The 18,226-nt window shown below is 73.6% G+C and carries 22 protein-coding genes; 10 read left to right on the forward strand and 12 right to left on the reverse strand.

The window, feature by feature from the left end; genetic code table 11:
- Positions 1–123: 123 nt before the first annotated feature.
- From BIV01_RS08570 to BIV01_RS08580, 3 genes are all read right to left on the reverse strand, one after another.
- Entirely contained in the window at positions 124–1,146 is a 1,023-nt protein-coding gene (locus tag BIV01_RS08570) for a S66 family peptidase (RefSeq protein ID WP_071302552.1), read from the reverse strand.
- A gap of 2 nt (positions 1,147–1,148) precedes the next feature.
- Positions 1,149–1,448, reverse strand: a complete 300-nt coding sequence (locus tag BIV01_RS08575; RefSeq protein WP_254791806.1) for a hypothetical protein — start codon at positions 1,446–1,448, stop codon at positions 1,149–1,151.
- A 70-nt stretch (positions 1,449–1,518) separates the two neighbouring features.
- Positions 1,519–1,953, reverse strand: a complete 435-nt coding sequence (locus BIV01_RS08580; protein WP_071302553.1) for an HIT family protein — start codon at positions 1,951–1,953, stop codon at positions 1,519–1,521.
- A gap of 114 nt (positions 1,954–2,067) precedes the next feature.
- Here BIV01_RS08580 and BIV01_RS08585 point away from each other — a divergent pair, with 114 nt between their 5' ends.
- Genes BIV01_RS08585 through BIV01_RS08605 form a run of 5 tightly spaced genes read left to right on the forward strand, consistent with a single transcriptional unit; the run spans position 2,068 to position 5,854 of the window.
- Positions 2,068–2,643: a DUF308 domain-containing protein gene (locus BIV01_RS08585; protein ID WP_254791809.1), complete on the forward strand. Its 576-nt coding sequence runs from the start codon at positions 2,068–2,070 to the stop codon at positions 2,641–2,643.
- Positions 2,640–3,530, forward strand: a complete 891-nt coding sequence (locus BIV01_RS08590; RefSeq protein WP_071302555.1) for a universal stress protein — start codon at positions 2,640–2,642, stop codon at positions 3,528–3,530. Before BIV01_RS08585 ends, BIV01_RS08590 begins: the two co-directional genes overlap by 4 nt.
- A gap of 25 nt (positions 3,531–3,555) precedes the next feature.
- On the forward strand, positions 3,556–4,323 hold the full coding sequence (locus tag BIV01_RS08595) for a LamB/YcsF family protein (RefSeq protein ID WP_071302556.1): 768 nt from the start codon (positions 3,556–3,558) through the stop codon (positions 4,321–4,323).
- Entirely contained in the window at positions 4,320–4,973 is a 654-nt protein-coding gene (locus tag BIV01_RS08600) for a 5-oxoprolinase subunit B family protein (protein WP_217642544.1), read from the forward strand. Before BIV01_RS08595 ends, BIV01_RS08600 begins: the two co-directional genes overlap by 4 nt.
- Complete coding sequence (locus BIV01_RS08605; protein WP_071302557.1) at positions 4,970–5,854, forward strand: biotin-dependent carboxyltransferase family protein; 885 nt, start codon at positions 4,970–4,972, stop codon at positions 5,852–5,854. The genes BIV01_RS08600 and BIV01_RS08605 overlap by 4 nt, the downstream gene beginning before the upstream one ends.
- A 1-nt stretch (position 5,855) precedes the next feature.
- Here the strand turns inward: BIV01_RS08605 and BIV01_RS08610 are convergent, their stop codons facing one another.
- Together BIV01_RS08610 and BIV01_RS08615 are read right to left on the reverse strand one after the other, a co-directional pair.
- Positions 5,856–6,716: a hypothetical protein gene (locus BIV01_RS08610; RefSeq protein WP_071302558.1), complete on the reverse strand. Its 861-nt coding sequence runs from the start codon at positions 6,714–6,716 to the stop codon at positions 5,856–5,858.
- Complete coding sequence (locus tag BIV01_RS08615; protein ID WP_071302559.1) at positions 6,713–7,273, reverse strand: RNA polymerase sigma factor; 561 nt, start codon at positions 7,271–7,273, stop codon at positions 6,713–6,715. Before BIV01_RS08615 ends, BIV01_RS08610 begins: the two co-directional genes overlap by 4 nt.
- A gap of 119 nt (positions 7,274–7,392) precedes the next feature.
- Here BIV01_RS08615 and BIV01_RS08620 point away from each other — a divergent pair, with 119 nt between their 5' ends.
- The 3 genes from BIV01_RS08620 to BIV01_RS08630 all read left to right on the forward strand — a co-directional run bounded on the left by BIV01_RS08620 (position 7,393) and on the right by BIV01_RS08630 (position 10,197).
- The gene (locus tag BIV01_RS08620) at positions 7,393–7,698 is read left to right on the forward strand and encodes a putative quinol monooxygenase (protein ID WP_070416347.1); all 306 of its coding nucleotides are present in this window, start codon (positions 7,393–7,395) and stop codon (positions 7,696–7,698) included.
- A 65-nt stretch (positions 7,699–7,763) separates the two neighbouring features.
- The gene (locus BIV01_RS08625) at positions 7,764–9,428 is read left to right on the forward strand and encodes an ABC-F family ATP-binding cassette domain-containing protein (RefSeq protein ID WP_071302560.1); all 1,665 of its coding nucleotides are present in this window, start codon (positions 7,764–7,766) and stop codon (positions 9,426–9,428) included.
- 37 nt (positions 9,429–9,465) lie between these two features.
- Entirely contained in the window at positions 9,466–10,197 is a 732-nt protein-coding gene (locus tag BIV01_RS08630) for a 3-keto-5-aminohexanoate cleavage protein (RefSeq protein WP_071302561.1), read from the forward strand.
- Here the strand turns inward: BIV01_RS08630 and BIV01_RS08635 are convergent.
- On the reverse strand, positions 10,169–10,648 hold the full coding sequence (locus BIV01_RS08635; protein WP_083413889.1) for a gluconokinase: 480 nt from the start codon (positions 10,646–10,648) through the stop codon (positions 10,169–10,171). The genes BIV01_RS08630 and BIV01_RS08635 overlap by 29 nt on opposite strands.
- Positions 10,649–10,686: 38 nt before the next feature.
- Positions 10,687–12,249 carry a GntP family permease gene (locus BIV01_RS08640; protein WP_254791807.1) on the reverse strand — a complete coding sequence of 521 codons (1,563 nt, stop codon included), beginning with the start codon at positions 12,247–12,249 and terminating at the stop codon, positions 10,687–10,689.
- Positions 12,250–12,455: 206 nt separating this feature from the next.
- Between BIV01_RS08640 and BIV01_RS08645 the strand changes: the two genes are divergently transcribed.
- Positions 12,456–13,154, forward strand: a complete 699-nt coding sequence (locus tag BIV01_RS08645) for a FadR/GntR family transcriptional regulator (RefSeq protein WP_071302563.1) — start codon at positions 12,456–12,458, stop codon at positions 13,152–13,154.
- Between the two features lie 373 nt (positions 13,155–13,527).
- On the opposite strand, the gene BIV01_RS08650 is transcribed toward BIV01_RS08645, so the two are convergent.
- The 5 genes from BIV01_RS08650 to BIV01_RS08670 form a co-directional block, all read right to left on the reverse strand.
- Positions 13,528–14,130 (reverse strand): GNAT family N-acetyltransferase, encoded by a 603-nt coding sequence (locus BIV01_RS08650; protein ID WP_070416352.1) that lies wholly within the window; start codon positions 14,128–14,130, stop codon positions 13,528–13,530.
- Between the two features lie 10 nt (positions 14,131–14,140).
- Entirely contained in the window at positions 14,141–14,824 is a 684-nt protein-coding gene (locus tag BIV01_RS08655; RefSeq protein ID WP_071302564.1) for a uracil-DNA glycosylase, read from the reverse strand.
- A 4-nt stretch (positions 14,825–14,828) separates the two neighbouring features.
- Positions 14,829–15,548, reverse strand: coding sequence for a Type 1 glutamine amidotransferase-like domain-containing protein (locus tag BIV01_RS08660; RefSeq protein ID WP_071296186.1), 720 nt, complete (start codon positions 15,546–15,548; stop codon positions 14,829–14,831).
- Positions 15,545–16,078, reverse strand: coding sequence for a phosphoribosyltransferase (locus BIV01_RS08665; RefSeq protein WP_175473674.1), 534 nt, complete (start codon positions 16,076–16,078; stop codon positions 15,545–15,547). The genes BIV01_RS08660 and BIV01_RS08665 overlap by 4 nt, the downstream gene beginning before the upstream one ends.
- A 111-nt stretch (positions 16,079–16,189) precedes the next feature.
- On the reverse strand, positions 16,190–16,966 hold the full coding sequence (locus tag BIV01_RS08670) for an SDR family oxidoreductase (RefSeq protein ID WP_071302565.1): 777 nt from the start codon (positions 16,964–16,966) through the stop codon (positions 16,190–16,192).
- A gap of 99 nt (positions 16,967–17,065) precedes the next feature.
- Here BIV01_RS08670 and BIV01_RS08675 point away from each other — a divergent pair, with 99 nt between their 5' ends.
- The gene (locus BIV01_RS08675; protein ID WP_071302566.1) at positions 17,066–18,154 is read left to right on the forward strand and encodes an acyltransferase family protein; all 1,089 of its coding nucleotides are present in this window, start codon (positions 17,066–17,068) and stop codon (positions 18,152–18,154) included.
- Positions 18,155–18,226 lie beyond the last annotated feature (72 nt).

Below are 18,226 nucleotides of genomic sequence, written 5' to 3' on the forward strand. Positions count from 1 at the left end.
GGGCTGGCCACCGGAGCCGACGTCAGCCTACCTCCGGGCGTGCTACCGGTCGAGGGTCGCGGAGCGCACGGCGCACCGTCGGACGGGAGGCGCGGGTCGGGCCCGCACCGCGCCTCCCGTCCGTCAGACCAGCCGCTGGGTGATGCTGCCGACCGGTCCGTCGAGCACGACGTCGGCGAGCGCGCCGTTCACCAGCGGCATCTGCGGCGGCTGGTGGCCGGTGTCGAAGTCGAGCACCACGGGGATGCCGAGGTCGCCGAGTGCGTGCCGCACGGCCTCGTCCTGGTCCAGCTGGGGCACCGCCGCGCCCTCGGTGCGGCCGATGAGGACGCCGTTCGCGTCGTCGAACCAGCCGGCGAGCCGCAGCGACGTGAGCATCCGCAACGCGGTGACCGCGTTCGACTCCGCGGCCTCGAGGTACACGATCGTGCCCTCCGGCGCGTCCCGCCGGGCGAAGCCGGGGACGTCGCCGTAGGGGGTTCCGGCGAGCAGTGACACGGTCTCGAGGCACCCGCCGATGAGGCGTCCGCGGATCGCGACCTCGGACGCGCCGTCGAGGGCGCGCCAGCGGGTCGGGGTGTCGTAGGCGCCGTCGCGGTCGAGGACCTCGTCGGCCCAGGCGCCCCACGGGCGGCTGCGACGACGCGGGGCACTGCGCTGCTCGACCGTGCCGGCGGCTGGGAGCGCTGCGACCTCGGTCCACCGGGCGAACTCGGCGGGGAGCTCGTACGGCTCGTCCATCAGGTTCGCACCGTGCAGGGTCGCCAGGCCCGTCATCGTCGTGAGCGGGAGGAGCAGGGTCGAGATGTCCGACCAGCCGGCGAACCAGGGGCGCGAGGCGGCGAGGGCGTGCCAGTCGACCGACCCGACGAGTTCGATCGCGAGCTCACCACCCCACGGCGGGAGGACGACGTCGGCGCTCCGGAACGCGTCGTGCAGGTCGGCGACGCGTTCGGCGACGCTGGCCGGGACGAGCCCCGGGGTGGTGGCGTGCGGCCGCACGTGCACGCTGAGTCCGCGTGCCGTCAGGGCGTCCGCGCCGTCCCGCAGTCGGCCGTGCAGGTGCTCCGGGACGCCCATCGAGGGCGCGGGGACCTCGACGCGCCCGCCGGCGACCAGGGGCCTCGGGTAGGTGATGCCCGCCATGCTCAGGCGGGGGCCATCCGACCGGCGCCGACCGGCAGCGGTCCGGCGCGGTACACGAGCGACACGTCGGTCGCGGTCACGGCCCTGGTGGCTGCGCCGAACCGCCACACGCGGTTGTAGAGGTAGACGCCGATCTCCGTGCCGCCGTCGTCCGGGACCGCCCACGTGCCGGTCCCCCACTGCGCCGGGTGGCCGACGCCGTCGATCGTCACGGTCGGTCGGGCGAACCAGGTGAGCATCGGGCGGGTGATCTCGAGTTCCACGCGACGCTTGGTCGTGCCGGACGGCTGTGTCGTTTCCACCGTCGCAGGATACGGGGCCGCCGCGCGCGACAGCCTGCCGGAGCCGTCACGCCCGACGTGTTGCCCCGGCTCAGCCGTCGCGCATGTGCGCCGCGATCGCCGCGCGGTCGGCGGGGTCGAGCGGCGCCACCGGGTACCGGGTCGTGTCCTCACGGAACTCGTACCCGTCCCCGGAGGCGCGCGGGATGACGTGCAGGTGTGCGTGGGGGACGCCCTGGTCGGCCACGGAGCCGTTCGACATCACCAGGTTCGTCCCCTCGACGGCCGCGCCGAGCACCTGGCGCAGTGCACGGTCGGCGCGCTGGGCGACGAGGGCGAGCTCGGTGACCTCGCGGGTGTCGAGCGCGGCGAGGTCGGTCGCGTGCCGGAGCGGCAGCACGAGCAGGTGCCCCGGGTTGATCGGGTGCCGGTCGAGGACCGCGACGACGAGGTCGCCGCGGACGACGACCTCGAAGGAGTCGGCCGCGAGGGCGGCGCAGAAGTCGCAGTCGTGGTCGTCGGTCATGCCCTCGACCGTACCGGGACGAATCGCGGTCGCCGGTTCCCGGACCGGCACACCACCGAGGGGTGTAGGCCAGGAAGCACCTTGCAGGGAAGGTCGGTGGACGCCGTGGACACCATGTCAGGGAACCGTGCTCCGCACCGACGGTTGCGGACGGCCGTCGCGGCCCTCGGCGCCGTCGCGCTCGCAGCGGGGATCGCTGCCCTGCTGCTCCCGCACGCGACGCTCGTCGCCGTGGTCTGGGTGTTCGGCATCTACCTCGTCGTCGCCGGGGGCACGCTCCTCGTTCGCGCCGTCCCGGGCAGGGCGCCGGTCTGGCGACGCATCGCACTCGTCGTCGTCGGCGTGCTCGTCGTCGTCGCGGGCGTCTTCGCCATCGTGCACCCGCCCGTCGGCGCTCGGTGGCTGGCCTTCGCCATCGGGTTCGCGTGGCTGCTCGAGGGCATCACCCTGCTCTACGCGCCGGACACCGGCCACCGAGCGCTCACGGTCGTCGCGGCCGCACTGAGCTTCGTGGGTGGACTCGTCCTCATCACGCTGCCGGCACTCGGCGCGGTGTTCGTCGTCGCGGTGGTCGGCGGCGTCCTCGTCGTCTCCGGCATCGTCCAGCTCGTCGTCGCCACCACGTGGGGGAACATCCCCGGCACGAGGAACGCAGAGAACACACGGAACACAGGGAGCACGGGCACATGAGCACAGCAGCCATCGGACGCATCGTCGTCGGGTACGACGGATCGGAGCCGGCCGACGCCGCGCTCGAGCGCAGCCTCGGCCTCGCCGCACGACTCGGCAGCCCGGTCGAGGTCGTGACGTCCTGGCGGTGGCCGATCACCTGGAGCACCCTGCCGGTCGCGAACAGCTGGTCCCCCCTGCACGACGCCGAGGAGATCCGGCAGCAGGCCGTCGACCTCGTCGAGCGACACCGCCCGCTCCCCGTCGAGGTCACGACCCGCTCGGCGGAGGGCGGTACGCCGGAGGTGCTCCTCGACGCCGCGTCCGACGCCGGGCTGCTCGTCGTCGGCAGCCGCGGACGCGGTGGGTTCCGGGGGCTGCTGCTCGGCTCGGTGAGCGCTGCCTGCATCCAGCACGCGACGTGCCCCGTGCTCGTGGACCGGGGGCGAGCGGCGACCGGGACGGACGACAGCGGTGCGTCCGGTGCCGGCGGGGCCGTCGTGGTGGGCGTCGACGGCTCCCCGGAGTCCGGCCGCGCCCTGCGGTTCGCGATCACCCTGGCCCGCGGCCTCGGGCTCCCCGTCCGGACGATCACGACGTGGCAGTGGCCGGAGGCCCTCAACCGCGACGAACCCCCGTTCGACCACTGGTCCCCCGAGCAGGACGCCCTCGCGACCGCCTCCCCCGCGCTCGACGCCGCCGAGGACCTCATCGACGACGACGTCGACGTCACGTCCGACCTCGTCGAGGGCCGCCCCGCCGAGGTCCTGCTCGACGCGAGCCGCGACGCCGCACTCCTCGTGCTCGGCAGTCGTGGCCTCGGCGGGTTCCGCGGGCTGCTCGTCGGCTCGGTCACCCAGGAGTGCGCACAGCACGCGTCCTGCCCGGTGGTGGTCCACCGTTCGTGACGGACCCCGCCGGTAGGTTGACAACGTGACGACGATCGACCTCAACAGCGACCTCGGCGAGGGCTTCGGCGCCTGGACGATGGGCGACGACCGGGCGATGCTCGACGTCGTCTCCTCGGCGAACGTCGCCTGCGGGTTCCACGCCGGCGACCCCGCGATCATGCTCGACACCTGCCGCCTCGCCGCCGAGCGGGGCGTCGCGGTCGGGGCGCACGTCGCCTACCGCGACCTCGTCGGGTTCGGTCGTCGCGCGGTCGACGTCACACCCGAGGCGCTCTACGCCGACGTCGTCCACCAGCTCGGCGCCCTGCTCGCCACGGCCCGGGTCGCCGGCACCGCGGTGACGTACGTGAAGCCCCACGGCGCCCTGTACAACACGGCCTGCGCCGACCCGGTCCAGGCCGAGGTCGTCGTCCGTGCCACGGCCGACGTGGACCCGTCCCTCGCGGTCCTCGCGCTGCCGGACTCGGAGCTCCTCCGCGCAGCGACCGCCCACGGGCTCCGCGCCGTGTCCGAGGTCTTCGCCGACCGGGCGTACGAACCCGACGGGTCCCTCGTCCCGCGCAGCCGTCCGGGCGCCGTCCTGCACGACCCGGCATCGGTCGCCGACCGGGTCCTCCGGATGGTCACCGACGGCACCGTGACCGCGGTGGACGGCTCGGTCGTCCCCGTCCGGGCGGACTCGGTGTGCGTGCACGGCGACTCCCCCGACGCCGTCGCGATGGCCCGGGCGATCCGCGCGCTCCTCGACCGGCACGGGGTCGCGACCACCCCGTTCGCCCCCACACCGTGAGCGCGCCGGCCGAGCACGCCGGACCCGCCCTCGACGTGCGTCGTGCGGGTACCCGCGCGGTGCTCGTGACCTTCGGGACGCTCGCCGAGGTCACCGCGTTCCGCGCCGGACTCGAGGCCGAGCGCGTGCCGGGCGTGACCGAACTCGTGTCCGGAGCCCGCACGCTGCTCGTCCGCTTCGACCCGGAACGCACCGATCCCACGCGACTCGCACCGCGCCTCCAGGCCGTCGAACCCGTCGTGCCCACCGGAGCCGACGTCGGCGAGGTGACCACGATCCCCGTCACCTACGACGGCGAGGACCTCGACACCGTCGCCGCACTGGTCGGCACCACAGCCGCCCAGCTCGTCGCCTGGCACACCGGCCAGACCTGGACGAGCGCGTTCTGCGGCTTCGCACCCGGCTTCAGCTACCTCACCGGCTCCGCCCCGTCGCTCGACCTGCCCCGACGCACCAGCGCCCGCACGTCCGTGCCCGCCGGCAGCGTCGCCCTCGCCGGCGAGTTCAGCGCCGTGTACCCGCGCGCGTCACCCGGCGGCTGGCAGCTCATCGGCCGCACCGACGTGGCGATGTGGTCGCTCGACCGCGACCCGCCCGCGCTCGCGCCGGCCGGCACCCGGATCCGGTTCGTCGACGCCGGCCGCGCATGAGCACCCTCACCGTCCTGCAGGTGGGCCCCGGCACGTCGACGCAGGACCTCGGCCGGCCCGGGTTCAGCGACACGGGCCTCGGCGCCGCGGGTGCCGCCGACCGCGGGGCAGCCGCACTCGCCAACCGGCTGGTCGGCAACCGTCCCGACGCGGCGGTCCTGGAGGCGCTGCTCGGCTCCGTCACGCTCCGCTCGGACGCGCACGTGGTCGCGTCCCTGACCGGCGCACCGTGCCCGGTGACGGTCGAGTCCGCGGACGGCCGGGTCCGCGGCGGGGCCTGCTTCGAGGTCGTCACGCTCGCACCGGGTGACGTGCTCCGCGTCGGGACGGCCACCGCGGGACTGCGCACGTACCTCGCGGTCCGCGGAGGCCTCGCCGTCCAACCCGTGCTCGGCAGCCGCTCGTGGGACTCCCTCGCGCGCCTCGGTCCGCCTCCCGTCACGGTCGGGGACGTCCTGCCGATCGGGGGCGCCGCGGATGCCTGGCCGCTCGTCGACGCCGTCGCCCCGCCGCGCTGGTCACCACCGGGCGAGGCGGTCGTGCTCGACGTCACCGCCGGACCCCGCGACGACTGGTTCACCCCGGAGTGGCGGACGGTCCTGGCCGGCCAGGTCCACCACGTCACCCCCGACAGTGACCGGGTCGGCGTGCGGACCACCGCTGCCCGGCCGCTCGTCCGCGCCGTGACCCGCGAGCTGCCGAGCGAGGGCGTCGAGACCGGGTCGCTGCAGGTCCCGCCGACGGGCCACCCCGTCCTGTTCCTCGCCGACCACCCCGTCACGGGCGGCTACCCCGTCGTCGCGGTGCTCACCCCCGCGTCGGTCGACCGCGCCGCCCAGCTCCGACCGGGCGACGCGGTCCGCTTCCGCGTCCTCGACTGACTCAGCCGGCGTAGCGCGGATCGGCCGCGGGGTCGTACGGCTGCCATCCCCACGAGTCGTCGTCCGACGACGGGGCGGGGTGCTCGTTCTGCCAGAGGACGTCGACCGCGGACCACTCCGACGCGCTGCACCAGTCCAGCACGGAGGCGTCGTGGGCCGTCGGCGCCACGAACAACGACGACCTCGGGATCCGGCCGAGCGACTCCCCCCGTGCGGTCATGCACCCCTGCAGGCGGTCGAAGGCCGCGAGGTACTCGCTCCGGGTGACGACGCCGTCCTCGGTCGCCTGGTCCTGCGCCGCACTCGCCGCAGGCATCGGGGGTGTGCGCAGCCAACCGTACGACAGCGTCCACCCGAGGTCCCCGTCCACGCTGAGCCGGATCCGGTGCCCGGCGATCTCCGACGCCGCGTACGAGCCCGTGACGTGCGACCCGGCGGCGCACGACGCTTTGCCCCCGTCGACCCCGGACCCGCGCTCGGTGATCTCGCCGCTCCCGGTGCGACACGTGGCGACCCAGGTGAACGTGTCGGCACGGGCGGGAGCGCGTCCGACCGAGATCGTCTCGTCCGACGACCCGACCCGCCCGACCGGGTTCCCGACGACCCGCAGGTACGTCGCGCCCGACCCTCCGACGACCGTCGCGGCCTGGCTCTGCGCCTCGAGGGCGGCCGGGTCCGGACTCGCCGCCGCGGTGATCGCACCACCGGCGGCGGCGCCACCGAGGACGCACACCACCGCTCCCGCGATCGTCGCCGCCCGCCACCGTCGACGCCGCCGAGGTGTGTGCTCGACCGTGTCGACGAGCAACGCCCGCAGTGCCCGGTCGCGGTCGTCGGTGTCCCTGTTCGTGGAGGTGCTCATGATCGTGCTCCGTTCCGTTCGACGGCCGGCTGGGTCGTGGGCCCGCTCGCGGTCAGTGCCGCGGCGAGCCGGGTCCGTGCGCGGGAGAGGCGCGACTTCACCGTTCCCGGCGCGATGCCGAGTGCGGCGGCGATCTCCCGCTCGCTGTAGCCCTCGAGGACCGACAGCGTGATGATCTCCTGGTCGCGGTGCCCGAGCTGCCGGAGCGCCCGGACGGCGTCCCCGTCGTCGTCCCGGTCCGCGTGGTCGGGGACGGGTTCGGGTGGTGGCAACCGGTCGAGCGCGGCCCGGTACCGCCGGGCCGCACGGGTCTGGTTGCGGGCGACGTTCGTGGCCGTGACGAGCAGCCACGGCAGGAGCGACCCGTCGACGAGGCGGACCCGAGCCCGGTTCCGCCAGGCCTCGAGGAACACGATCGCGACCGAGTCGGCCGCGTCCGTGTCGACCGGCACGAGCCGCATGCAGTGGCGCTGCACCCGGTGGCGGTGCCGGTCGAACACCCGCCCGAACGCCTCGCCGTCACCCTCGAGCGCCATCGCCCAGTCCCCGCTGTCCATACCCTGCAGTGTCCGGGACGACCGGATCGGTTCCACCCCGCCGCACCGGTCGACGGCGAGTCCGGAACACCCCGCTGCCGGGTGCGGTTGCATCCGGCAACGACGACGAAAGGTGCACCATGTCGATGACCGTCCTGCTCGAGGTCCAGCTCCGGAGCGACCTCCCCACCGAGACCACCGAGGCCGCGATCCGCGAGACCCTCGCCCAGACCGGCGCGTTCGCCGGCAACGAGTCGCTCGAGGTCCTCGTCGACGACACCGACCCGTCACGGGTCGTCGTCGTCGAGCGCTGGACGACGCCTGAGGCCCACGACGCCTACGTCGCCTGGCGCGGCACGCCGGAGGGCGCGGCGAACGCCCTCGCCGCCGTCGTCGCCGCCCCGCCGGTCACCCGTCGGTTCGGTCGGACGATCACGCTCGACTGACGCGACACCGCTGACCCGGCCCCGCTCCGGTCGATGGTCCGCCGCGGGGATGGGACGATTGGGGCATGACCGCCACGCTCGTCGCCAAGGGACTCTCCGGCGGGTACGCCGCACGCACGCTCTTCGACTCCCTCGACCTCACCGTCGCCCCGGGGGACGTCATCGGCGTCGTGGGGGTGAACGGCGCCGGCAAGTCGACCCTGCTCCGACTCCTCGCCGGGGTGGACGAGCCGCTGGCCGGCACCGTGTCGCTCGCACCGACGGACGCGTTCGTCGGCTTCCTGCCGCAGGAGCACGAACGCCTCGCGGGTGAGACCGTCGCCGCGTACATCGCCCGGCGGACCGGGTGCGCCGAGGCCACCGCGACGATGGACGCCGCAGCCGCTGCGCTCGGCGACCCCGACGCCGGTGACGCCGCGGCGGACGCCTACTCGGCGGCGCTCGACCGCTGGCTCGCGGCAGGCGCGGCCGACCTCGACGACCGCATCCCCGTCGTGCTCGCCGACCTCGGCCTGGCCGTCGGGTCCGAGGAGGACGGCGTCGGGCCGGAGTCGCTCATGACCGCGTTGTCCGGCGGGCAGGCGGCCCGCGTCGGGCTCGCCGCACTGCTGCTCTCGCGGTTCGACATCGTGCTGCTCGACGAGCCGACGAACGACCTCGACCTGGACGGCCTCGACCGACTGGAGGGCTTCGTCCGGGGCCTCCGCGGCGGTGCCGTGCTCGTCAGCCACGACCGCGAGTTCCTGGCGCGCTCGGTGACCGCCGTCCTCGAGCTCGACCTCGCGCAGTCCACCAACCGGCTCTTCGGCGGCGGCTACGACTCCTACCTCGAGGAGCGCGAGATCGCTCGGCAGCACAAGCGCGACGCCTACGAGGAGTACGCCTCCACCAGGGCCGACCTCGTCTCCCGCGCCCGGACCCAGCGCGAGTGGTCGAGCCAGGGCGTCCGGAACGCGATGCGGAAGAGTCCCGACAACGACAAGATCCGCCGCCGTGCCGCCTCCGAGTCGAGTGAGAAGCAGGCGCAGAAGGTCCGGCAGATGGAGTCCCGCATCGCCCGGCTGGACGAGGTCGAGGAGCCGCGCAAGGAGTGGCAGCTCGAGTTCACGATCGGCAGCGCGCCCCGGTCCTCGGCGGTCGTCGCGACCCTGTCCGACGCGACGTTCACCCAGGGCGACTTCACGCTCGGGCCGGTCTCCCTGCAGGTCGACGGCGGTGACCGCATCGGCATCACGGGTCCGAACGGTGCCGGCAAGTCCACGCTCCTCCGGGCGCTGCTCGGCAAGCAGGCGCCGACGACGGGCACGGCGTCGCTCGGCTCCAGCGTCGCGGTCGGCGAGATCGACCAGGCGCGCGCGGCCTTCACGGGTGACCAGCCGCTGGCCGACGCGTTCGAGGCGATCGTGCCCGAGTACACGACGGCCGACGTCCGGACGCTGCTCGCGAAGTTCGGGCTGAAGGCGGACCACGTCGGCCGTCCGGCGAACGCGCTCTCCCCCGGTGAGCGGACACGCGCCGGGCTCGCACTCCTGCAGGCCCGCGGGGTGAACGTGCTCGTGCTCGACGAGCCCACGAACCACCTCGACCTCGCCGCGATCGAGCAGCTCGAACAGGCCCTCGACTCGTACGACGGCACCCTGCTCCTCGTCACGCACGACCGCCGCATGCTCGAGACCGTCCGCCTCGACCGACAGTGGCGCGTCGAGGCCGGCCGTGTCACCGAGGCCTGACCCGCCCGGCCTCCCCCGTGATCCGTAGGCTCGGACCATGGTCGACCTGCAACTCGCGCTGAACGGGGACACCACCCACCCGGCGATGCCCCGGACCGCCGACGAGATCGCCCGGGACGCCGCGGCCTGCGTCGCCGCCGGCGCCACCCTGCTGCACCTGCACGCGTTCGACGACGACGGGGACGAGTCGCTCGCCGCCGGTCCGGTCGGCAGGATGCTGCGCGCGGTGCGGGCGACGTGTCCGGGCATCCCGGTCAACGTCACGACGTTCGCGGCGATCGTGCCGGACCCGCGGGAACGCCTCGGCCTCGTGTCGTCGTGGACCGAACTGCCCGACCTCGTCGCGGCCAACCAGGGCGAAGCGGGCATCGACGACGTCAGCGAGGTGCTCGCGCGGCGCGGCGTCGGCATCGAGGCGTGCCTGCTCAGTGGCTCCGACGCCGATCGGTTCGTCCGGGCCGGTCGCCACGATCGGTTCGTCCGGGTGGTCGTCGAGCCCCTCGTGGAGGACGTCGACGACGCCCTCGCGCTCGACGCCGAGCTGGAGTCGATGCTCGACGCCGCCGGTGTCACCCTCCCCCAGCTCCACCACGGCATCGGCGCGGCGTCGTGGCAGGTCAGCCGACGTGCCCTCGCCCGCGGGCACGCGATCCGCACCGGCCTCGAGGACACGTCCGTGCTCGAGGACGGGACCGCGGCGACGTCGAACCGTCAGCTCGCCGCCGCCGCGGCCGCGATGGTCAGCGGCGGAGCGCCAGCCGCTCGATGACCTCGGCGCTCTCCTCCTGCGGGGTCCGGTCCGCCGCGACGGTGATGTGGGCCTCGTCGTCCTCCGGCGGCTCGAGGGTGGCGAGCTGGGACTGCAGGAGCGAGGTCGGCATGAAGTGCCCGGAGCGCTTCGACATCCGGTCCTCGATGAGGGACCCGTCGCCGGCGACGTGCACGAACACCACACCGGGTGCCCGGAGGACGTCGCGGTAGGAGCGCTTCAGCGCCGAGCAGGTCACCACGCCGGGGGTGCCACCGTCGAGGTGCGACCGGATCCACGCCGCGATCACGTCGAGCCAGGGCCAGCGGTCCTCGTCGGTCAGCGGGGTGCCGGCGTGCATCTTGTCGACGTTCGCCTGCGGGTGCATGGCGTCGCCCTCGGCGAAGTCCCACCCGAGCTGCTCGGCGACCATCGCGGCGACGGTCGACTTGCCCGATCCGGAGACCCCCATCACGACGAGGACGCGGGAGTCGAGTGCGGTGTCGTCGCTCAATGGATGAACACCCCCGCCAGCATGACCCCGGCGAGGCCGAACACCGAGATGAGGCACTCGAGCATCGTCCACGTCTTGAAGGTCTGCCCCACCGTGGTGTTGAGGTACCCCTTCACGAGCCAGAACCCGGCGTCGTTCACGTGCGACAGGAAGACCGACCCGGCGCCGATCGCGAGCACGAGCAGCGAGGTCATCGGTGAGGACAGGTCGTGCGCGATCGGCGCCATGATGCCCGCGGCCGTGACGGTGGCGACCGTGGCCGACCCGGTGGCGACGCGCACGAGGGCGGACACCACCCAGGCGACGAGCAGCACCGAGATGCCGGAGTCCTTCACGGCGTCGGCGATCACCCCGCCGATCCCGGTGTCGATGAGCACCTGCTTGAAGCCACCGCCGGCGCCGACGATGAGCAGGACGCCCGCGACCGGCGGCAGGGCGCTCTCGAGGGACTTCGACACGGCGGAACGGTCCATGCCGCCGCCGATGGCGAAGAAGATCATCGCGTAGACGGCGGCGATGCCGATCGCGATCATCGGCGACCCGAGGAAGTCGAGCAGGCTGACCCACGAGCCCGAGGCGTCCGGGACGGTGGCCTCGCGGATGGCCTGCGCGAGCATCAGGACGACGGGCAGCAGGATGCCGACGAGCGCGACCGTGAAGGACGGGCTGCGTGGCTCGCTGATGACGCGGGTGAAGTCGCTCTTGCCGTGGGGCAGGGATGCGGTGTCCTGCGTGGCGGGGCCGCGCCGCGCCTCCCGACCCGCGTGTGCCGGGTCGTCGCCGACGGGACCCGCGTCGGAACCGCGCGACCCGAACATGTCGGGCGCGGGGATGTCGACCCAGCGCGCCGCGAAGCGGGCGAACACCGGGCCGGCGAGGACGATGACGGGGATCGCGAGCACGATGCCGAACGCGAGCGTCGTGCCGAGGTTCGCACCGACCGTCGAGATGGCGACGAGCGGGCCGGGGTGCGGCGGCACGAACGCGTGCATCGTGGAGAGGCCGACGAGGGCGGGCACGGCGATCTTCATGATCGGGACGGAGCTGCGCTTCGCCACCAGGACGATGATCGGGATGAGCAGGACGAGGCCGACCTCGAAGAACATCGGCAGGCCGATGAGCGCGCCGATCAGGGCCATCGTCCACGGCAGCGCCGCCTTCGACGACCTCCGCACGAGGGTGTCGACCACGCGGTCGGCCGCCCCGGAGTCGACGAGCATCTTGCCGAACATCGACCCGAGGCCGACGAGGATGCCGACGCTCGTCATCGTCGCACCGAAGCCGTTGCCGAAGCTCGTCACCGCCTTGTCCGGAGCGAGACCCGCGCCGATCCCGACGCCGAGCGCCCCGATCGTCAGCGCGATGAACGGGTGCACCTTCAGCCAGGTGATGAGGGCGATGATCACGACGATGCCGATGATCGCCGCGATGATCAGCTGCGCGACCGGCCCCGACGGGTCGACGGCTTCGGTGCCGGCTGGTTCCGCCGCCAGGACGGTGACCGCGTGGGTCGCGGCCGCGTGGATCGTGGCCGGATCGGCCGGGAGAGCGTGAGGCATCGGTGCCCCTTCCTGGAGCCGCTGCCGCGCGGCTCCGTCGCCTTCGTGTCGAGGACGGTCTGGCGTGCTGCGCGTCGACCATCAATAATCTGATTAATCAGACTATACGACGATCCACCGCGCGGCACCCGCCCTCCGGGGCAGTCTGCCGATTCGATGGACACCGTGTCACGCGCCGTGCGTGCCGCGTACTGCACGGAGGAACGATGGCGACCGGCCGCGGACTGCACGCCCAGGTGCTCGAGACGCTCGGGCAGCGGATCGTCGACGGCGTGCTCGCCCCGGGCACCGTCGTGCGGCCCGAGGCCGTCGCGGCGGAGTTCGGCGTGTCGAGGTCGGTCGTCCGCGAGGCGCTGCGCGTCCTGCAGTCGCTCGGGCTCGTCGAACCCCGCCAGCGCGTCGGCACGCTGGTGCTCGACATCGTGTCGTGGGAGCTGCTCGCGCCGACCGTGATCCGGTGGCGCGGCGCCTCGCCCTGGTACTTCGCCCAGCAGCGGGAACTGCTCGAGCTGCGCCTCGGCGTCGAGCCCGTCGCCGCATCGCTCACGGCGGGGACACCGGGTGCCGCAGCGGTGCTCGCCGCCGCCACCGACATGATCGACGCCTGCGGTCGGGAGGACAGCCGCGCCTACCTCGAGGCCGACGTCCGCTTCCACCGAGCGCTCCTGACCGGTTCCGGCAACGCCGTCTTCGCACACTTCGCCGGTACCGTCGAGGCGCTGCTGCGGACCCGCACCTCGGAGTCGCGGGACACCATCACGCACTGGACCCGCGATGCGGCGGCACGGCACGAGGCCGTCGGGCTGGCGCTCGTCGCGGGCGACGGCGGGGCCGCGTCGGCTGCGGCGCGCGAGCTGGTGCGGGTGACGCGGGACGAGTTCATCGCGGAGGCGCCGACGTCCTGACCCGAGGGCGCGGCGAGGGCCGCCGGGGTCGCCGGGGTCGCCGGGGTCGCCGGGGTCGCGCAACACGCCACGTGCGGCTCGCCGAGGTCGCACGACACGCCGCACGCGCGCGACGGGAGCGGCAGATCGCGCGACCTCGCGTGCCCGGGTGGCGCCGTGTGCGCGCGACGGGAGCGGCAGGTCGCGCGACCTCGCGTGCCCGGGACGCGACCGACGGACGGACTGGAGGCGCGGTGCGGGGCCGACCCGCGCCTCCCGTCCGACCGTGGCCGGGTCGCAGGACACGCCGCACGCTCTCCGCCGAGGTCGCGCGACACGCCGCGCGCGCACGCCGGAAGCGGCCGATCGTGCGACCTCGACGTGGCCGCGCGCGCTACCCGCGCGCGAAGAGGCGCGGCCCGCGCAGGCGCAGCCGCATCGTCACCGTGCCGAGCCACCGGTCGTACTTGTAGCCGACCTTCCCCATGCGGCCGACCTCCTCGAAGCCGAGCCGCTCGTGGAGCCGGATCGACGCCTCGGCCTGGCGGTCGGCGATGACGGCGACGACCTCGCGGACGCCGGCCGAACGGCACTCGTCGATCAGCGCCTCCATCAGGGCGCGCCCGAGCCCCTTCCCGCCGGACGCGGCACCGAGGTAGATCGAGTCCTCGACGACGCGGTTCGAACGGTCGCGGGGGTTCCACGGGTCGACGAGCGCGTAGCCGAGCACCTGCCCCGAGGGGTTCTCGGCGACCAGGAACGGCAGACCCCGACGCCGGATCTCGTCGTACCGACGCTTCCACGCGGCGAACGTGAACGCTGACGGGTCGAAGGTCACCGAGGAGTTCCGGACGTAGTGCGTGTGGATCTCGCGGACGTCGGGGAGGTCGCTGGGCTCGGCAGCGCGGATCGTGTAGGTGAACGCGGCTTCGGCGGGGACCGGGGCGCGCAGGTGTCGCGGCAGGACCCGCCGTCGCTGGTATTCCTCCTCGAGCACGGGTCCGAGCCTATGCCGCGGGCAGGGTCCAGTCGACCGGTTCGGCGCCCTGGACGACGAGCAGCTCGTTCACCTGCGAGAAGGGGCGGCTGCCGAAGAACCCGCGCGAGGCGCTGAGCGGACTCGGATGGGCGGACGCGACGACCGGGGTGTCCCCGAGGAGCGGCCGGACCGACGCTGCCTGCGCACCCCAGAGGACGGCGACGAGGGGCTTCCCGCGGGCGACGAGCGCACGGACGGCCTGGTCGGTGACGGCCTCCCAGCCCTTCCCACGGTGGCTGCCGGCGGCTCCGGCCTCGACGGTGAGGACGCGGTTGAGCAGCAGGACGCCCTGGGCCGACCACGCCCGCAGGTCCCCGTGTGCCGGCGGCGTCACGCCGAGGTCGGCCTCGAGCTCGCGGTAGATGTTCGCCAGGCTGCGCGGGACGGGTCGCACGTGCGGGTCGACCGCGAACGACAGGCCGATCGGGTGCCCGGGCGTCGGGTAGGGGTCCTGTCCGACGACGAGGACCTTCACGTCGTCGAACGGCTCGGCGAAGGCGCGGAGGACGTGCTCGCCGGCCGGGAGGTACTGCCGGCCGGCACCGGTCTCGGCGCGGAGCCAGTCGCCCATCCGGTGGACGTCGTCCTCGACCGGGGCGAGTGCCTCGGCCCAGCCGGGGTCGACGAGGTCGGCGAGCGGTCGGGCCTGCACGGGGCTAGGCGCCCATCGTGGCGACGGCGACCGAGTCCTCGCCGGCGACGACGCGCCAGACGCTGCCGGTGCCGCGGACCTCGAGCGCGCCCTCGCCCACGACCAGCGTGGTGTCCTCGTCGATCGCCAGGCCGGCGGTGACGAACTCGGCCTCGGCGCTCGCGATGAGCCGGGCGAGCGTGCCGGCCTGGACGGCGTGCACGTCGATCGTCAGGTCCACCAGGCCGAGCCCCTCGCGGAGTTCGACCTCGTCGAGGCCCTCGGAGGCTTCCTCGGGGCAGATCTCGACGCCACCGATGCGCCAGCCGCCGACGAGGGCACGATCGGCGGCGATCATCGCGCCGGCCGAGTAGCCGAGGTAGGGCAGGCCGTCGGAGACGAGCAGGCGGATCTGGTCGACGAGCGGGGCGACGGCGTCGAGGTAGTCCGGCGTGACCCCACCGCCGACCACGAGGGCGTCGACGTCGCTCAGGACCGTGGTGTCGAACACCTGGCCTGAAGCGATCTCGGCGACGAGGACCTCGGCCGTGCGCGGACCGGCGAGCACCTCGGCGATGTCGGCCGTGCTGGACGGGCTCGCACCGGACCCGCCGGCGACGGAGAGCAGGGCGATGCGCGGGACCGTGCGGCCGACGGCTGCGGAGCGGACCGTGGCCTCGGCGACGAAGGGCGCGGCGGCGTCCGAGGCGGCGAAGGGTCCGCCGCCGACGAGGTGGATGCTCACGACTCGGCCGTCACCGGGGCGAGGGCGCTCCACGGGAAGGTGATCCACCCGTCGACGCGACGCCAGACGTGGTCCGGCTCGAGCACGGTGCCGGGCTTGGAGTAGAGGCAGGCGCTGCGGACGTCGGCGCCGGCGTTCCGGATGATGTCGACCACCAGGCGCAGGGTCCGGCCGGAGTCCGACACGTCGTCGACGACGAGGACGCGCTTGCCGGCGAGGCTCGGGGCGTCGAGCGCCGGCGACAGGATGACCGGCTCCTCGAGGCGCTGCTCGACGTCGGTGTAGAACTCGACGTTGATCGAGCCGCACTCCTTGGTGCCGAGGGCGTAGGCGACCGCGCCAGCGATGATGAGCCCGCCGCGGGCCACGGCGACGACGACCTCGGGTTCGAAGCCGGAGGACAGGACGTCCTTGGCGAGCAGGCGTGCTGCGTCACCGAACTCGAGCCATCCGAGCACCTCGGGCCCGCTCGTCACGGTCACGGTCGAGGGAGCCTGGGCGGGTGACCCGGATTCGCTGCTGATCGGCATCCGACAACGGTACCGGCACGGACCCCGCGCCCGCGACCCGCACGTGCGGCCCGGGCGCGTGCGGGACGGGTGCGGGCCGGGTGCGGGCCGGGTGCGCGGCACCCGCGGGGATCACACCCGCGGGGTCAGCTTCCCCCGCGCGAGCTTGTGCTGGGCCGACTGCGCCACCGGGCGGACCGTCACGAGGTCGAGGTTCACGTGCGCCGGCAGCTCGACCGCGTGCACGATCGCCTCGGCGACGTCCTCGGCCACGAGCGGCTCCGGCACGTCGTCGTAGACCGCCGCGGCCTTCTCCGCGTCGCCACGGAACCGGGTCAGGGCGAACTCGTCGGTCTTCACGAGGCCCGGCGCGATCTCGACGACCCGGATCGGCTCCCCGTTCAGCTCGAGCCGGAGGGCGGCCACGAGGGCGTGCTCGGCGAACTTCGCGGCGTTGTACCCGCCGCCGTTCTCGTACGCGACGTGCCCGGCCGTGCTCGTCACCGTGACGATGTCGGCGCTCCCGGCGGCCGCCGCACGCCGCCGGAGGTGCGGGAGCAACGCCGCGACGACCCGCTTCGTGCCGATCACGTTCACCTCGAACATGGCGCGCCAGTCCTCGACGTCCGACTCCTCGACCGACGCGGACCCGAAGGCGCCGCCGGCGTTGTTCACGAGCACGTCCGCTCCCCCGAGTTCGTCGACACGGGCGGCCAACGCCTCGACGTCGGAGGCGCTCGTGATGTCCGCTACGAGGACGTCGGCTCCGGTCGACCCGGCGAGCGCCTCCAGCTTCGAGGCACGGCGGGCGACGGCGAGCACGTCCCACCCGTGCGCGCGGAACAGTCGGACGGTCGCCGCTCCGATGCCCGAGCTCGCTCCGGTGACGACTGCGCGACGAGATGCCATGTGCTTCCTCCAGGGACGGGGTGGGACGTCGGGGACGTGTGGGACGTCCCGACAACCGTACCGATCCGGCAAGGTCACGATCGGGTAACGTGACGGGCGATGACGACGGACGCCGCCCCTCCCGCGCCCTCGGCGCCCGCCTCGCAGCTCGAGCCCGGACGTGCGAAGCGCCGTATCCCGATGTGGGACACGGCGCGGTTCCTGGCGGTCACGCTCGTGGTGATCGGCCATGCGATCCAACGCCAGACGGCGGCGAGCGAGCACGCCCTCGCGCTGTACACCTTCATCTACGCGTTCCACATGCCGGCGTTCGGCGTCATCAGCGGGTACTTCTCCTCCGCCGACACCCCGACCGCGAAGCGCATGCGCCGGACGATCACGGACATCGTCGTGCCGTACATCATCATGCAGACGATCTGGACCGTCGTGCAGGCCCTGGTCGAGGGCGGGAAGAAGTTCAACCCGACGCAGCCGACCTGGACCCTCTGGTTCCTGCTCGCACTGGGGATCTTCAAGCTGATCCTCCCGTACCTCGCGCAGCTCCGATGGCCGCTGTTCTGGGCCGTCGTGTTCAGCATCGGCGTCGGCTACTTCGACAACGTCGACTCCACGCTCTCCCTGTCGCGGGCGATCAGCCTCCTGCCGTTCTTCCTGCTCGGCTGGCAGGTGAAGCAGTGGGGCGTCTTCGACCGCTGGTACGAGGCTCCGCGGCGGGTCGTGGTCCGCGTGCGCATCGCGGCCGGTGCCGTGTTCGTGGCGTGGGCGGTGGCGTGTGCGATCTGGATCCCGCAGTTCAAGCAGTTCGACCTGCACCACTGGTTCTTCTACGACGACTCGTACTCGGGCCTCGGCGAGGACGCCTGGTGGGCCGGTGCTGTGCGCTTCGGGCTGATGCTGCTGGCGACCCTCCTCACCGCGTCGTTCCTGCTGCTCGTGCCCCGTCGGAACGTCTGGATCACGCAGTTCGGCGCGGCGACGATGTACGTGTACCTGCTGCACACGTTCGTGCTCTACCCGATCCGCGAGTCCGGGGTGCTCGCCGGGCAGCACTCGGCGTGGCCGTACGTGCTGCTGATGGTGGCGATCGCCTGCGCGGTGAGCCTGTTCCTCGCCCAGCCGTTCGTCCGCCGGGGGATGCGCTGGCTCCTCGAACCGAACGTGCGCTGGCTCTTCCGCCGCGAAGAGTGAGACTGCGCCCGCGCGTCCGTACTGTGCGAGCCTCCGCCCACGGTGCGAGGGAACGAGCGTCCCACGGCGCGC

Origin of the sequence: Curtobacterium sp. MCBA15_013, from assembly GCF_001865095.1 — a bacterium.
Taxonomy (GTDB): domain Bacteria; phylum Actinomycetota; class Actinomycetes; order Actinomycetales; family Microbacteriaceae; genus Curtobacterium.